Source organism: Streptomyces triticisoli, from assembly GCF_003270085.1.
Taxonomy (GTDB): Bacteria; Actinomycetota; Actinomycetes; order Streptomycetales; family Streptomycetaceae; genus Streptomyces; species Streptomyces triticisoli.
Genome location: NZ_QFDQ01000024.1, coordinates 1 through 14,943 on the forward strand (window position 1 = coordinate 1; position 14,943 = coordinate 14,943).

Here is a 14,943-nt window from a genome sequence, read left to right on the forward strand (position 1 = left end):
CCTCCACGCCCGCCGCCGGGCCGGCCGCCAGGGTGGCCAGCCCGGCGACCGCCGCCGCGCCCACGGCCAGCCGGCGGACCCGGGCCCGTTTGTGCTCTGGGGTCATGCCTGTTCCTTTCTTCGCTCCGGTCCGGTCTTTCGTCCTGTTTCCCGATATTGACGGACCGTCACATGAAGTCACGCACAGGAAAGCCCCTGGCGCCACCGCCGTCGCGGCTTTCGAGTGCCTCTCTCGCCCGTGCGGGTGAGCCGATCCAAAGAAAGAGGAAATTCGTGCCGTTGCTCGACACCCGTGTCCCCGCGGTTCTGCTGCGGATCGACCGGAATCCCTTTCACCACGGAACGCTGGGTGCCGTGCGCTCGCTCGGCAGGGCGGGAGTGGATGTGCATCTCGTCGCCGACGCGGCGGAAAGCCCCGTCCACGCCTCGCGTTACGTACGCGAGGTGCATCCCCCGCCGCTTCCGGGGGCGTCCGCCGACGACATCGCCGCCGTGCTGCGCCGTGTGGCCGACCGGGTCGCGCGTCCCGCCGTGCTGGTCCCGCTGGACGACGCGAGCGCGATTGCCGCGAGCCGGATGCGGGACGTACTCGCCCCTTCCTATCTGCTGCCCGAGATGCCGGGCACGTTGCCCGAACGCGTCGCCGACAAGGCGGAGCTGGCCGCCGTGTGCGCCTCGGCGGACGTCCCGCACCCGGTGACGCTGATCCCGGACAGTCCGGCGCAGGCCGCGGCGGACACGCGCCGGCTCGGACTGCCGCTGGTGGCCAAGTGGAGCCGGCCCTGGCTGCTGCCCGCCGGCAGCGACCTGCGCAGCACGGTGCTGGTGCGCTCCGAGCAGCAGGCCCGGGAGCTGTACCTGCGCACCGAGGAGGCGGGCAGCCGGCTGCTGCTGCAGGCGTATCTGCCGCCGGGGCCGGACCGCGACTGGTTCTTCCACGGCTACGCCGACCGTTCGGGCACGGTGCGCGCGGGCGGGGCCGGCCGCAAGCAGCTGGCCTGGCCGCGCAGCGCGGGGCTGACCGCGGTGGGCCGCTGGACGGCCAACCCCGAGGTGCGGGCGCCGGCCGAGCGGCTCACCGGCGAGCTGGGCTACCGCGGCATCTTCGACCTCGACTTCCGCCGCTGCGGGGCGACGGGCCGCTACCACCTGCTCGACTTCAACCCGCGCCCCGGCGCCCAGTTCCGGCTCTTCGCGGACAGCGCGGAACTGGACGTCGTACGCGCCCTGCACCTGGACCTGACGGGCCGTGCCCTGCCGGACGGGGCCCCGAGGGTCGGGCGGGCGTTCGTGGTGGAGAACTACGCGCCGCTCGCCGCGCTGCGTGCGGCGCCGGGGGGCCGCGAACTGGCCTGGTACGCCCGGGACGACCGCGCTCCCGGGTGGGCCATGTGGGGCCTGTGGTGCCGTCATGTGTCCCGTCGGCTGCGGCAGCGGCTGGGCGCCACGGCGACGCTTCCGGCGCCGCGCCCGGCTCCCCGGGCGGCCACCGGCCCCCTCTCCTCACCTTCCCCCTCTTCCCTTCCCTCCCTTCCCTCCCTTCCCTCTGTGAGCGACAACGAGAAAGCGAGCAGTTGATGATGTACGACCTTGTAGTGGTGGGCGCGGGACCGTACGGTCTGTCGATCGCGTCCCACGCCGCTTCCGCGGGGCTGAACCTGCGCGTGTTCGGCCGGCCCATGGCCTCCTGGCGGGACCACATGCCCCGCGGCATGCTGCTGAAGTCCGAGCCGTGGGCGTCGAACCTGTCCGACCCGAAGGGGCGTTGGCGCCTGGACGCGTACTGCGCCGAACACGGTCTGACGGCGCGTCACGCCGAGCCGATCTCGGTGGAGCACTTCGCCGCGTACGGCCTGTGGTTCGCGCGCCACGCCGTGCCGGAGGTGGACGAGCGCCAGGTGGCCCGGGTGACGTCCGGGCCGGGCGGCTTCACGGCGGTCACCGAGGACGGGGAGACGGTGCACGCGCGCACGGTGGCGCTGGCGGTCGGTGTGATGCCGTTCGTCGAGGTACCGCGGGCACTGCGCGGACTGCACTCCTCGCTGGTGTCGCACAGCAGCGACCACGGCGACCTCGACCAGTTCCGCGGCAAGGACGTCACGGTGATCGGCGGTGGCCAGGCGGCGCTGGAGACCGCGGCACTCCTCGCCGAACAGGGCACACGCGTGCGTGTGCTGGCCCGGGCAGGCCGGCTGGTGTGGAACGACGTGCCGCCGCCCTGGGAGCGGCCCTGGTGGCAGTCGGTCCGCTCCCCGCACAGCGGCCTGGGTCCCGGCTGGCGGAACTGGTTCTACTCCGAGCGTCCCGACCTCTACCGGCGGCTGCCGGAGCAGACCCGGGCACGGATCGCGACCACGGCGCTGGGTCCGGCGGGCGCCTGGTGGGTGCGGAACCGGGTGGAGGGCGCGGTGGAAGTGCTGACGGGCCACGAGGTCACCGCGGCCCATGCGGTGCCGGGCGGCCTGCGGCTGGGCACGGTGAGCCGCGAGGGCGCCACGCGCACCCTGGAGACCGAACACGTCATCGCCGCCACGGGGTTCAAGGCGCGCTGCGACCGGATCGCGATGCTCTCCGCCGGTCTGCGCGCGACGCTGGCGACCCTGCCCGACGGCTCCCCGGAGGTCGGACGCGACTTCGAGTCCTCCCACCCCGGCCTGTTCCTCGCGGGCCTGATGACCGCCTCCGGCTTCGGCCCGGCCATGCGCTTCGTCCAGGGCGCGCCCTTCACGGCGGCGACCCTCGTCCGCGGGGTACGCCGCCGCCTCAGGACGACCCCGACCGGCGGAACGATCCCCGTACCGGGCGGCAGCCGCAGCAGCTCACCGTCCCCGGTACACGGCTGACGCGGGCGCCTCGCCCCACCACCCGGGATCGGCTCCATCGTCGGCACGACGCGTACGGCGGCCCATGACCGGACCGGCCACGGCTGCCTTGTGCGGCAGATCCCGCCGGTCCGAACCGTCCCTGGCCGACCCCGGTGCAGCGCGGGTGCCGAGCCGGTCGCCGTCGCCGATACGCGGCTGACGCAAGGCACCCGCTCGGCAAACCGCGCAGGTCCGGGTGGCGCAAACCCGGACCCCGCGGGATCCAGGTGCCGGGCGGGCAGCCTTCGCCGGCGCACGGCCGACGCAGGGCTCCCGCCCGGCCGCCCGCGCCGGGACCCGCCGCCGACGCGGCCGTGCGACGGCTCGCTCCCGGACCGGCTCGGACTGCCCTGCTCGGTGGACCGCAGAGGTCCGGGTGGCGCGGGCCCGGACCTCGCGGGGTCAAGTGCCGGCCGGTCGCCGTCGCCGGCGCCGACGCACGGCTGACGCACGGCTCCCGCCCGGCCGCCCGCACCGGGACCCACCGCCATGGCCCGTACAGGGGACCGTCGCTGCGGGCTCGGTGCGAGGCGAGCGCGGGTGCCGGACGGGTCATGTCCGGCACCCGGCGGCGGCTACCGGGGGGAGGTGGCCCGGCCGCGGCGGTACAGCATCGTCCCGCCCATGACCAGTGCGGCGCTGGCGGCCGAGGCTGCCAGCAGGGCCTTTCCGCCGGTCTCGGCCAGCTGCGGCGGCTCACCGGGCTGCTCACCGGCGGCCGGAGGCGGCGTCCGGTCGGTCCGCGTGGGCGGAGCCGTGGGACGCGGCGGCTCGCTGGTGCGCGGGGCCGGCGGGGTGGGAGCGCCGGTGACCGGCGGAGCGTCCTCGCACTCGTCGGTGCACTCCTCGGACTCACTGGGAGAGGGCTTGGGCGTCCGGACCTCCGTTCGGTCCGAGGCGTTGACACAGGTGTTGTCGAACGCGCCGCTCAGCCCCGCGAGCACACCGACGGCGTTGCCGCACACGTTCACCGGCACATCGACCGGCACCTGCACGGTGTTCCCGGACAGCACGCCGTGAGAATCCTTGGCGGTTCCTGTCGTGGACGTGTCGGCGAGGGCGGAGCCGCCGTACAGGGACAGAATGCCCGTGGTGGCGGCTGCCGCGGCCACTCCCCTGCTCAGTGTCTGTCGCAATGTGCTTGTCTTCCTTGCTCGACGAATCGGGAAAGCCGGGCCCTGTCGGGCGGGGGCACGTACGTTTCCCGTAGCGCCGCGTGCCCTCCTGCTTCATCAACCCGATGCGTGCGCATTGGTGTCGGGAGTTCACCCGGTTGGACCGCGCAACCAGGTCAGGACACCACGTCCTTGCGGGCGAAGGAGCGGAAGGCCAGGGCGAACAGCACCAGCGCGTAGGCGACGGAGACCGCCGCGCCCTGGATCATCCCGGACCACTCGGGGCGCGGCTGCAGGGCGTCGGCCCAGGCGAACTGCCAGTGCGCGGGCAGGAAGTCGCGCCAGTGCCCCAGAGCCGTGACCGCGTCCAGGACGTTGCCCACGATGGTCAGCCCGACCGCCCCGCCCACCGCGCCCAGCGGCGCGTCCGTCCTGGTCGACAGCCAGAACGCCAGGCCCGCGGTGACCAGCTGCGACACGAAGACGTACGCCACGACCACCACCAGCCGCTGGACGGCGGTCCCCGCGTCCAGCGCGCCGCCGGTGGGTATCCGCAGCGGACCCCAGCCGTAGACGGCCGTGCCGACGGCGAGCGCCACGACCGGCAGCAGCACCATCGCGGCCAGGCTCAGCCCGAGCCCGACGACCAGCTTGGACCACAGCAGCCGGGCCCGCGGCACGGGCGCGGCGAGCAGATAGCGCAGGGAGGACCAGCTCGCCTCGGAGGCGACCGTGTCCCCGCAGAACAGCGCCACCGGGATCACCAGCAGGAATCCCGCCGACACGAACAGGTTCACCGCCGCGAAGTTGGCGCCGGACGCGGTGGCCGCGTCCATCAGCGTCACCCGGTTGCCGCGCCCTGCCGGGTCGCCGCCGATCGCGAAGGCGGCGGCCAGCACGAAGGGCAGCGCGGCCAGGATGCCGCCCATGACCAGCGTGCGGCGCCGCTTCAGTTGCCGTATCAGCTCGACCCGCAGGGGCAGGGTGCGGCCCGCCCGGTAGCCGGCAGCGGCCTCGGTGCTCTGGGCGAGCGTGCTCATGCGGAACCTCCGATCAGGGTGAGGAAGGCGTCTTCCAGCCGGCGGTGCGGGCCGACCGAGGAGACCGGCACCTCCAGCCGCACCAGGTCCACGACCAGGTCCTGCGCCGTGCCGCCGGGCTCCAGCCGGACCAGCAGGCCGCCCTCGGTCCGTGTCGCCGAGGCCACGTCCGGCAGCCCGGCGACCTTCTCCACGACCGGCTCCGCCACGGGCGCGGCGGTGCCGACCAGCAGGGTGTCCCCGGAGCCGACGATCTCGCCGACCTCACCGGCCTGCACCAGTCGTCCGCGGTCCATCACCACCAGGTGCGTGCAGGACTGCTCGACCTCGGAGAGCAGATGGCTGGAGACGATCACCGTACGGCCGCCGGCCGCGTAGCGGATCATCACCTCGCGCATCTCGCGGATCTGGGGCGGGTCGAGGCCGTTGGCCGGTTCGTCCAGGATGAGCAGGTCCGGCAGGCCCAGCATGGCCTGGGCGATCGCCAGGCGCTGACGCATGCCCTGCGAGTAGGTGCGCACCGCGCGGGCCAGGGCGTCGCCGAGACCGGCGATCTCCAGGGCCTCGTCCAGGTGGGCGTCCTCGGCCGGGCGGCCGGTGGCCCGCCAGTACAGCTCCAGGTTCTCCCGGCCGGACAGGTGGGGCAGGAAGCCGGCGCCCTCGACGAAGGCGCCGACCCGCGACAGCACGGGCGCGCCGGGCCGGATGGCGTGGCCGAACACGCGGATCTCGCCGCCGTCCGGCCGGATCAGGCCCATCAGCATGCGCAGGGTGGTCGTCTTGCCGGCGCCGTTCGGCCCGAGCAGGCCGAGCACCTGGCCCTTCTCCACGCGGAAGGACAGGTCCCGTACGGCATACCTGTCCGCGGACTTCGCGTACCGCTTGCTCAGGCCGGTGATCACCAGCGGGACGTCGGCGAGCTCCGGGTCGGGGGCGGGCGCGGCCGTGCGGCGGCGGGCGGTCAGCAGCAGCACGAGCGCCACCACCGCGCCGGCGAGCGGCAGCCACCACACCCACGCGGGCAGCGGAGCCGCCGCGGTGGTCACACCGGGCGCGGTCGGCACCTTCAGATCGCTCTTGGGGGTGACGGTGTACGTGGCCGGGGCGGTCGGGGAGGCGTAGCCGAGGTCGGTGGAGGCGAGGAGCAGGCGGAGCCGGTGGCCCTTGCGCACCTCGTGGTCGATCGCCGGGAGGGTGAGGGTGACGTCCTTGCCGGCCTTGGCGCCCTCGACGCGCACGGGGCTCACCAGCTGGGCGGGCAGCACCGGACGCGCCTCGCCCGGCCCGACGTCGTACACCTTGGCGAAGAGCACCGCGTCCTCGCTCGTCGACGTGACGTGGACGGTCACCGTCGGCGACCCGGTGATGCGCAGGTCACTGCCGAGGGGCGCGGAGTCGAACTTCGCGTACTGGCCGGGGAAGTCCAGCGACACGCCGGCGCCGAGCGAGGACAGCTGAGCCAGTGGGCCGGAGCCGCCGAGGCCGGGCAGCGAGGACACGGCGGGCGGGTTGGCCCCCGCCGGGTTCTCGAAGCGCCGCTCTCCTCCGCTCAGGGCGATGGACCGCTGCCCGCTCTCCAGCCCCGGATACGCGCTGCCGCTCGCGCCGCGCAGCACGGCCCTGCCGTCGGTGGAGTCGACGCCTCCGGTGCGGGTGACGCGGAAGGCGGGCCCGGTGTCGGCGGCCCTGTCGTCCTTGAGGTGGCGGTCGAACCAGGTCTTCACGCGCGCCTGCACCCGGCCGGTCTCCGCGTCGCCGCCGTCGTGGCCGCCGGCGATCCAGTCGATGTCGACCGGTGCGCCGTTCGCCCGGATCGCCTTCGCGGCGGCATCGGCCTGGCCGAGCGGGAAGAGCGAGTCGGACTGGCCCTGCACCAGCAGCGCCGGCACCTTGATGCGGTCGGCGACGGCGGACGGCGAGCGCTGCCGAAGCATCCCGCGCGCCTCGGCGTCCGGCTTCCCGGACTCGGCGACCCGCTCGTACATCCGGCACAGCGCGGGCTCGAACTTCGCACAGCCGCCGCCCGCGCTGATGAACCAGCCCGCCCACAGTTTCTTGAGGACGCCGTTCGGGAACAGGGCGTCCGCGAGGTTCCAGTACGTGATCGCCGGGGCGATGGCGTCCACCCGGTCGTCGTGTCCGGCGGCGAGCAGGGAGATCGCGCCGCCGTAGGAGGCGCCGGTCACGCCCACGCGCGGGTCGCCGGGCCTGTCCAGCTCGACCTCGGGCCGCTTCGCCAGCCAGTCGATCAGCTTCGAGACGTCGGCGACCTCGGCCTCGGGATCGTTCAGCCCGATCCTCCCGGTGGACCCGCCGAAGCCGCGTGCCGACCAGGTCAGCACCGCGTACCCGTCCCGGGCGAGGTCCTCCGCCTGCTGCCGTACGTCGTCCTTGCTGCCGCCGAAGCCGTGCCCGATCAGCACGGCGGGGTGCCGGCCGGCGGTGTCCGGGGTGAAGTACGAGGTGTCGATCCGCACCCCGTCGCCCATGGCCATGACCCGGTCGGCGCGGTGCACCGGGGGCGGGTCGTCGGAGGCGGCCACCGCCCACGTACCGGCACCGGCGAGCACGACGACGGCGGCCCCGGCGGCCAGCAGCCGCCGGGGCCTCCGCAGCAGCCCACGCGGTCCGGGCAGTCGAAGATCCATGTCCTCAACGGTACGGGCCACGACCGACGACCGATGCCCCCGCCGGACCGACCCCGCCCCCCTCCCCCGGGAGTACGGGCCCGCCACGGCATACCGCGGCCGTGGTACACGCCCGGCCCGGCCCGTACGGCATCCGCAGTGCGCACGGGGCCGTCCGGACACCGGGCGGCCCCGCCCCTTCATCGCATCAGTGGTTGCGCGGGAAGCCCAGGTCCACGCCTGCCGGGGTCTCGGACGGGTCCGGCCAGCGGGTGGTGATCACCTTGCCGCGGGTGTAGAAGTGGGTGCCGTCGTTGCCGTAGATGTGGTGGTCGCCGAAGAGGGAGTCCTTCCAGCCGCCGAAGGAGTGGTAGCCCACCGGCACCGGGATCGGCACGTTGACGCCGACCATGCCGGCCTCGATCTCCAGCTGGAAGCGGCGGGCGGCGCCGCCGTCCCGGGTGAAGATCGCGGTGCCGTTGCCGAACGGCGAGGCGTTGATGAGGGCCACGCCCTCCTCGTAGGTGTCCACGCGCAGCACGCACAGCACCGGGCCGAAGATCTCGTCCTGGTACGCCTTGGCGGTGGTCGGCACCCGGTCGAGCAGCGAGATGCCGATCCAGTGGCCGTCCTCGAAACCCTCCACGGTGTGGCCGGTGCCGTCCAGGACCACCTCGCAGCCCTCGTCGGCCGCGCCCTTCACGTAGGAGGCGACCTTGTCGCGGTGGGCGGCGGTGATCAGCGGGCCCATCTCGGAGGCCGGGTCGTTGCCGGGGCCGATCTTGATCTTCTCGGCGCGCTCGCGGATCTTCTCCACCAGCTCGTCGCCGATCGCGCCGACCGCCACGACGGCCGAGATGGCCATGCAGCGCTCGCCCGCCGAGCCGTACGCGGCCGAGACGGCGGCGTCGGCGGCGGCGTCCAGGTCGGCGTCCGGCAGGACCAGCATGTGGTTCTTGGCGCCGCCCAGGGCCTGCACACGCTTGCCGTTCGCGGAGGCCGTGGTGTGGATGTGGCGGGCGATCGGGGTGGAGCCGACGAAGGAGACCGCCTTGACGTCCGGGTGCTCCAGGAGCCGGTTGACGGCCACCTTGTCGCCGTGCACGACGTTGAACACACCGTCGGGCAGCCCGGCCTCGGCCAGCAGCTCGGCGATGCGGAGGGAGGCCGAGGGGTCCTTCTCGCTGGGCTTGAGCACGAAGGTGTTGCCGCAGGCGATGGCGACGGGGAACATCCACATCGGGACCATCGCCGGGAAGTTGAACGGCGTGATGCCGGCGACCACGCCCAGCGGCTGCCGGATCGAGGCCACGTCCACGCGGGTGGCGACCTGGGTGGACAGCTCGCCCTTGAGCTGCACGTTGATGCCGCAGGCCAGGTCGACGATCTCCAGGCCGCGCGCGACCTCGCCGAGCGCGTCGGAGTGCACCTTGCCGTGCTCGGCGGTGATCAGCTCGGCGATCTCGTCGCGGTGGGCGTCCAGCAGCGCGCGGAACTTGAACAGGATCGAGGTCCGCTGGGCCAGCGAGGACTGCCCCCAGGTGGCGTAGGCGTCCTTGGCCGCGGCGACCGCGGCGTCCACCTCCTCCACGGAGGCGAACGCGACCTTCGTGGTGACCGCGCCGGTCGCCGGGTCCGTGACCGGCCCGTACGTCCCCGAGGCGCCTTCGACGGTCTTCCCGCCGATCCAGTGGTTGACGATCTTCGTCATGCCCGGTTACTCCTTCACAGATGGCGGCGTCGGGTCGAGACCTGCCGTTCGTACAGCTCATGTGCCCGGGCCCCCGACGGTCGGGTCGCGGTCCCGGTCACATGTCCATCCCACCAGCGTCGCGCGTCGAGCGCGCCCGACACTGTGTCTGCGGTTTCCGTGTCCACGTAGACACATGTGGGAGTGTCGCCGCGCGCGCCTCGCCGCGGGGGCGGCGCGGATTCCGCAGGCAGGCGGATTCCACAGCGGTGGTGCGGGGCCGCCTGCCGCCCCGCCGCTTCCGGCGGGGATGTCGGGGATCTGTCGGAGACCTCCGGCGCGGGGCCGTAGCGGGCGGGGAGTCGACGCTCGCACTTCGCTCCTGCCAGGGCGAAGCGGCCTCCCGCGCCGGAGGCGATCAGTGCCCGGGCGCCGCGAAGACGCGTGGGATCTTCACCCAAAGTGCCCTCGCTGCCCGGGATGGGAAACTCTTCGTCCTCCATGGCGCCGGGTGTCCGTACCGTCCCGTCCACCGGCTGCCTCTACCGGTTGTAGTGCCGGTACCGGGCCCTGTCAATGGTTTGTCCGGACATTCGGACGAAAGTGAGGGGGATTGCCTCGGATGTGTCACAAAGACCTCTGCCGCGTCACACATGTCGCACGCACGTGTGCCCTCGGTCACATCCGGCCGACAGGCGCTTGCCGGTGCGCACGGAGCGTCGTTGACCGAGCACAGGCTTGATGATCACCAGCGCTGCGCCCGGCTCCCCCGACGGCCTCCCCGGCCGCCGCCGTGGCGTGCGCGGGGAGGTACGCGTCATGACCGACCTAAGGCTCTGGTCGTACAAGGAGATCGCGGCGCACATCCGGGTGCAGCCGGACACCGTGCGGTCCTACCGCAAGCACGGGCTGCTGCCGCCGCCCGACCACGTGGAGGGCGGCAAGCCCTACTGGTACGCCGACACGGTCCGCGCCTGGGTCGCCGCCCGGCCCGGCAACCGCGGCCGCAGAGCCGACTGAGGCCCCGCCCCCGTCCCGGACCGGATCAGCTCCACGGCTCGATGACCGTGACCCCGGACCCCGGTGCCGTCCCCATCGCCGCGAGCGCGTCCGGGGCGGCCGCCAGGGGGATGGCGGACGTCACCAGCAGGTCGGGCCGCAGCACACCGGCCTCCACCAGCTGGAGCATCCGCGGGTAGGCGTGCGCGGCCATGCCGTGGCTGCCCAGAAGTTCCAGCTCCAGGGCGACCGCGCGCGCCATGGGCACCGGGGTGGTGCCCGTCGGGGAGGGCAGCAGGCCGACCTGGACATGGCGGCCCCGGCGACGCAGACCGTTCACCGAGGCCGCGCAGGTGGCGGGCGAGCCGAGCGCGTCGAGCGAGAGGTGGGCGCCGCCGCCGGTCACCTCGCGCACCCGTTCCGCGGTGTCCCGCACACCGGTGGCGTCCACGCACTGCTCGGCGCCGGACTTCCGCGCCAGTTCCAGGGCCCGGGCGGACACGTCCACCGCGACCACTCTGGCCCCGGCCGCCGCCGCGATCATCACCGCCGACAGGCCCACGCCCCCGCAGCCGTGCACGGCGACCCACTCGCCGGCGGCGACCCGGCCCTGCTGGACCACCGCGCGGAACGCCGTGGCGAACCGGCAGCCGAGCGAGGCCGCCGTCGCGGAGGACAGTCCGTCGGGCACGGCGACCAGGTTCACGTCGGCGTGGTCGAGCGCCACGTACTGGGCGAAGGAGCCCCAGTGCGTGAAGCCCGGCTGGGTCTGCCGCTCGCACACCTGCTGGTCGCCGGCCGCGCAGGCGGGGCAGGTGCCGCAGGCGCAGACGAAGGGCACCGTGACCCGGTCTCCGGGGAGCCAGCGGGTCACCCGCGGGCCCACTTCCTCCACGGTCCCGGCGAGTTCGTGTCCCGGCACGTGCGGCAGGGTGATGTCGGGGTCGTGGCCCTGCCAGCCGTGCCAGTCGCTGCGGCACAGGCCGGTCGCCTCGACCCGCACCACCACCCCGTGCTCGGCGGGCCGCGGGTCGGCGACCTCGCGCACCTCGGCCGGCTCCCCGTACCGCTCGAACACCACAGCCCGCATCCGCCGCCTCGCCTTCCGCCGGGGTCTGCCCGCGGCTCACCGCTTCCGACCGCTTCCGGCGGAACCGTAGTACGCGGCCCCAATACGCGGCGCCCGGCCCCGGGGCGCGGCCCTGCCCCGCCACCGCCGGCACGGTTCACCGGGCACGGGCGCGCACGGAACGGCCCGGCGTTGATACTCGCCCACGAGGGTGCCGAGGGCGGCGCCACCCGGGTCAGGGACCCTTGGAGGAATACCCCCTAGGGGTATAGTGTTGAATGTGCGCGAGGCCCCCGCGGGCCCCGTGCACCCCATCCACCACGACATGCACCACGACCGAGGAGTACGACATGACCGACCGGACCGGCACCCCGGACACCGTCACCACCGTCTACAAGGTGAGCGGGATGAGCTGCGGACACTGCGAGGGTTCCGTCTCCGCCGAACTCTCCGAGCTGCCCGGCGTCAGCTCGGTGAAGGCCGTCGCCTCCAGCGGCGAGGTCACCGTCGTCTCGGCGGCCCCGCTCGACGAGGAGGCGGTGCGCGCCGCCGTGGACGAGGCCGGCTTCGAGCTCGTCGGCACGGCCTGACGAAAACCGTCCACATCACTCCCCCTTCCCCCCGTCCGCCGTCTGGAGTTCCACGGATGAACACCCCCGCCGCCACACAGACGCCCATGACCGACCGGCCGGACCTCTCCGAGGTCGAGCTGCTCGTCGGCGGGATGACCTGCGCATCCTGCGCGGCCCGCGTCGAGAAGAAGCTCAACCGCATGGACGGCGTCACCGCGACGGTCAACTACGCCACGGAGAAGGCCAGGGTCACCTACCCGGCAGGGGTATCCGTCGCCGACCTGATCGCCACCGTGGTGAAGACGGGCTACACCGCCGAGGAGCCCCCGCGGCCTCGGCCGGAACCGGAAGCACACCCTGCCGAGCAGCAGGAACCCCAGGACCCCGAACTGGTCTCCCTGCGTCAGCGCCTGATCGTTTCCGCACTCCTCGCCGCTCCCGTCGTCCTGCTCGCCATGGTCCCGGCCCTGCAGTTCGACAACTGGCAGTGGCTCTCGCTGACCCTCGCCGCGCCGGTCGTCGTCTGGGGCGGCCTGCCGTTCCACCGCGCTGCCCTGACCAACGCCCGGCACGGCGCCGCCACCATGGACACGCTCGTCTCGATCGGCACCCTCGCCGCGTTCGGCTGGTCGCTGTGGGCGCTGTTCCTCGGTGACGCGGGCATGCCCGGCATGCGCCACGGGTTCAGCTTCGCCGTCTCCCGGATGGACGCGTCCTCCACGATCTACCTGGAGGTCGCCGCCGGAGTCCTCGCGTTCATCGTGCTCGGCCGCTACCTGGAGGCCCGCTCCAAGCGGCGGGCGGGGGCCGCGCTGCGGGCGCTGATGGAGCTGGGCGCGAAGGACGTCGCCGTGCTGCGGGGCGGGGCGGAGGTGCGGATACCGGTGTCGGCGCTGGCCGTCGGTGACCGGTTCGTCGTACGGCCCGGCGAGAAGGTCGCCACCGACGGCACGGTCGTCGAGGGCACCTCGGCGGTCGACGCCTCCATGCTGACCGGCGAGTCGGTGCCGGTGGACGTCGGCGTCGGCGACACCGTCACGGGCGCCACGGTCAACGCGGGCGGCCGTCTGGTCGTCGAGGCCACCCGCGTCGGCGCGGACACCCAGCTCGCGCGCATGGCGCAGCTGGTCGAGGACGCGCAGAACGGCAAGGCCGAGGTGCAGCGGCTGGCCGACCGGATCTCGGCGGTCTTCGTGCCGGTGGTCCTGGTCATCGCCCTGGGCACCCTGCTCACCTGGCTGTTCGTCACCGGTGACGTGACCGCGGCCTTCACCGCGGCCGTCGCGGTGCTGATCATCGCCTGCCCGTGCGCGCTGGGCCTGGCCACACCGACCGCGCTGATGGTCGGCACCGGCCGGGGCGCCCAGCTCGGCATCCTGATCAAGGGTCCCGAGGTGCTGGAGTCCACCCGCCGCGTCGACACCGTCGTCCTGGACAAGACCGGGACGGTCACCACGGGCCGTATGACCCTCCAGGAGGTGTACGCCGCCGAGGGCACCGACGAGAAGCAGCTGCTGCGTCTCGCGGGCGCCCTGGAGCACGCCTCCGAGCACCCGATCGCCAAGGCCGTCGCCGCCGGCGCCGAGGAGCGGGTGGGGCCGCTGCCCCCGGTCGAGCACTTCGAGAACGTCCCCGGGCGGGGCGTACGCGGGCGCGTGGAGGGCCACGACGTGGCCGTGGGCCGGCTCGTGGACCTCACCGCCGAGCTGCCGGACGAGGTGGCCCGCGCCCGCCGCGAGGCCGAGAGTCAGGGCCGTACGGCGGTCGTCGTCGGCTGGGACGGGGTGGCACGAGGTGTCGTCGCCGTGGCCGACGCGGTCAAGGAGACCAGCCCTCAGGCCGTACGGCAGCTGCGCGCGCTGGGGCTGCGGCCCGTCCTGCTGACCGGGGACAACCGCGCGGTCGCCGAGACCGTGGCACGGGCGGTCGGGATCGACCCCCAGGACGTGATCGCCGAGGTGCTGCCGCAGGACAAGGTCGAGGCCGTCCGGCGGCTGCAGGCCGAGGGGCGGACCGTGGCCATGGTCGGCGACGGCGTCAACGACGCCGCCGCGCTCGCCACCGCCGACCTGGGCCTGGCGATGGGCACCGGCACGGACGCCGCCATCGAGGCCGGCGACCTGACGCTGGTCCGCGGCGACCTGCGGGTGGCCGCGGACGCCATCCGGCTGTCCCGGAGGACGCTGACCACCATCAAGGGCAACCTGGTGTGGGCCTTCGGCTACAACGTGGCCGCGCTGCCGCTGGCCGCCGCCGGCCTGCTCAACCCGATGATCGCGGGGGCGGCGATGGCGTTCTCGTCGGTGTTCGTGGTGACGAACAGTCTGCGGCTGCGGACGTTCCGTTGAGAACATCCGACTTCTGACGGAAGTAAGAGACCCTCTAGAGTCCGACGCGTGCCTCACATAAGCTCTTCACAAGGCTCGCGCATCATCCTTACGCCGGGGCCCGTTCGCCATACCCGGGCCCTTGCGTACCCAACGGACACATGCGAGAGACGCAGATCACAGTGGTGTGAACGTAACCATCGAAGGGGTTCGAAGGTCTAAGTTGGCGATGTCATGTCGGGAAGCGTCTTGGGGGGCGCCGACCGGCATCCGGGGATGTCTTGGGGGACTTCCTCGGAGATGCGTTGCCGGGGCAGGTACAGCGGGGAGCTTTGAGCGGCCCTCCCGTGCGTGCGCTGTCCCGGCAGATCGCACCGGCAGTACGACTGCGATACAGAAGTGCGGCGAGTTCTGCTCGTTGTGCTCACAGCGATTCAGGCGCTGGTCCTCATGAACGCCCGGCCGGATCCCGTGGGGGGAATCCGCACCGGGGCATGGGAAGGCGCCCTGGTCGTCGGCCCGTGGGGGGACCGGCGCACCGGGGCGCCTTCCGCTTTCCTCATGCCCTCTTCATGCCCTCTTCGGCGGTCGGCCTTCGGCGCTCGGCACGAGGCCCCGCGTCCGCCGAAGGCTCGGATAC

General features: G+C 73.4%; 10 protein-coding genes and 1 pseudogene. 5 read left to right on the forward strand and 6 right to left on the reverse strand.

Translation table 11 applies throughout. The features are described 5' to 3' along the window. The first annotated feature begins 273 nt into the window (after positions 1-273). Entirely contained in the window at positions 274-1,578 is a 1,305-nt protein-coding gene (locus DEP02_RS04785) for a carboxylate--amine ligase (RefSeq protein ID WP_112466068.1), read from the forward strand. A 2-nt stretch (positions 1,579-1,580) separates the two neighbouring features. After that, a complete protein-coding gene (locus DEP02_RS04790) occupies positions 1,581-2,843 on the forward strand; it encodes an NAD(P)-binding domain-containing protein (protein WP_112466094.1) in 1,263 nt (420 codons plus the stop codon). 596 nt (positions 2,844-3,439) lie between these two features. Here DEP02_RS04790 and DEP02_RS04795 read toward each other — a convergent pair. The 5 genes and pseudogenes from DEP02_RS04795 to DEP02_RS35770 all read right to left on the reverse strand — a co-directional run. Next, complete coding sequence (locus tag DEP02_RS04795; protein WP_112466069.1) at positions 3,440-4,000, reverse strand: chaplin; 561 nt, start codon at positions 3,998-4,000, stop codon at positions 3,440-3,442. Between the two features lie 155 nt (positions 4,001-4,155). Further along, the gene (locus tag DEP02_RS04800) at positions 4,156-5,019 is read right to left on the reverse strand and encodes an ABC transporter permease (protein WP_112466070.1); all 864 of its coding nucleotides are present in this window, start codon (positions 5,017-5,019) and stop codon (positions 4,156-4,158) included. Beyond that, the gene (locus tag DEP02_RS04805; protein WP_198668283.1) at positions 5,016-7,667 is read right to left on the reverse strand and encodes an alpha/beta fold hydrolase; all 2,652 of its coding nucleotides are present in this window, start codon (positions 7,665-7,667) and stop codon (positions 5,016-5,018) included. Before DEP02_RS04805 ends, DEP02_RS04800 begins: the two co-directional genes overlap by 4 nt. 187 nt (positions 7,668-7,854) lie before the next feature. Then, a complete protein-coding gene (mmsA, locus tag DEP02_RS04810; protein ID WP_112466071.1) occupies positions 7,855-9,357 on the reverse strand; it encodes a CoA-acylating methylmalonate-semialdehyde dehydrogenase in 1,503 nt (500 codons plus the stop codon). 308 nt (positions 9,358-9,665) lie between these two features. Then, positions 9,666-9,839, reverse strand: a pseudogene (locus DEP02_RS35770) (5-deoxy-glucuronate isomerase); the annotation flags it as partial. Between the two features lie 316 nt (positions 9,840-10,155). On the opposite strand from DEP02_RS35770, the gene DEP02_RS04825 reads away from it, so the two are divergent. Next, positions 10,156-10,356 carry a helix-turn-helix transcriptional regulator gene (locus DEP02_RS04825; RefSeq protein WP_112466096.1) on the forward strand — a complete coding sequence of 67 codons (201 nt, stop codon included), beginning with the start codon at positions 10,156-10,158 and terminating at the stop codon, positions 10,354-10,356. A 25-nt stretch (positions 10,357-10,381) separates the two neighbouring features. On the opposite strand, the gene DEP02_RS04830 is transcribed toward DEP02_RS04825, so the two are convergent. Continuing rightward, on the reverse strand, positions 10,382-11,425 hold the full coding sequence (locus DEP02_RS04830; RefSeq protein WP_112466072.1) for a zinc-dependent alcohol dehydrogenase family protein: 1,044 nt from the start codon (positions 11,423-11,425) through the stop codon (positions 10,382-10,384). A gap of 329 nt (positions 11,426-11,754) precedes the next feature. Here DEP02_RS04830 and DEP02_RS04835 point away from each other — a divergent pair, with 329 nt between their 5' ends. Together DEP02_RS04835 and DEP02_RS04840 are read left to right on the forward strand one after the other, a co-directional pair. After that, entirely contained in the window at positions 11,755-11,994 is a 240-nt protein-coding gene (locus tag DEP02_RS04835; RefSeq protein WP_112466073.1) for a heavy-metal-associated domain-containing protein, read from the forward strand. 86 nt (positions 11,995-12,080) lie between these two features. Then, positions 12,081-14,324, forward strand: a complete 2,244-nt coding sequence (locus DEP02_RS04840; RefSeq protein WP_232838964.1) for a heavy metal translocating P-type ATPase — start codon at positions 12,081-12,083, stop codon at positions 14,322-14,324. The last annotated feature ends 619 nt before the right edge of the window (positions 14,325-14,943 follow it).

Bases quoted from the DNA above. Each gene is read 5' to 3' on its own strand.
- DEP02_RS04790 (WP_112466094.1), top strand. From the start codon at position 1,581: ATGTACGACCTTGTAGTGGTGGGCGCGGGACCGTACGGTCTGTCGATC.
- DEP02_RS04800 (WP_112466070.1), bottom strand. From the start codon at position 5,019: ATGAGCACGCTCGCCCAGAGCACCGAGGCCGCTGCCGGCTACCGGGCG.
- DEP02_RS04805 (WP_198668283.1), bottom strand. From the start codon at position 7,667: ATGGATCTTCGACTGCCCGGACCGCGTGGGCTGCTGCGGAGGCCCCGG.
- mmsA (WP_112466071.1), bottom strand. From the start codon at position 9,357: ATGACGAAGATCGTCAACCACTGGATCGGCGGGAAGACCGTCGAAGGC.
- DEP02_RS04825 (WP_112466096.1), top strand. From the start codon at position 10,156: ATGACCGACCTAAGGCTCTGGTCGTACAAGGAGATCGCGGCGCACATC.
- DEP02_RS04830 (WP_112466072.1), bottom strand. From the start codon at position 11,425: ATGCGGGCTGTGGTGTTCGAGCGGTACGGGGAGCCGGCCGAGGTGCGC.
- DEP02_RS04835 (WP_112466073.1), top strand. From the start codon at position 11,755: ATGACCGACCGGACCGGCACCCCGGACACCGTCACCACCGTCTACAAG.
- DEP02_RS04840 (WP_232838964.1), top strand. From the start codon at position 12,081: ATGACCGACCGGCCGGACCTCTCCGAGGTCGAGCTGCTCGTCGGCGGG.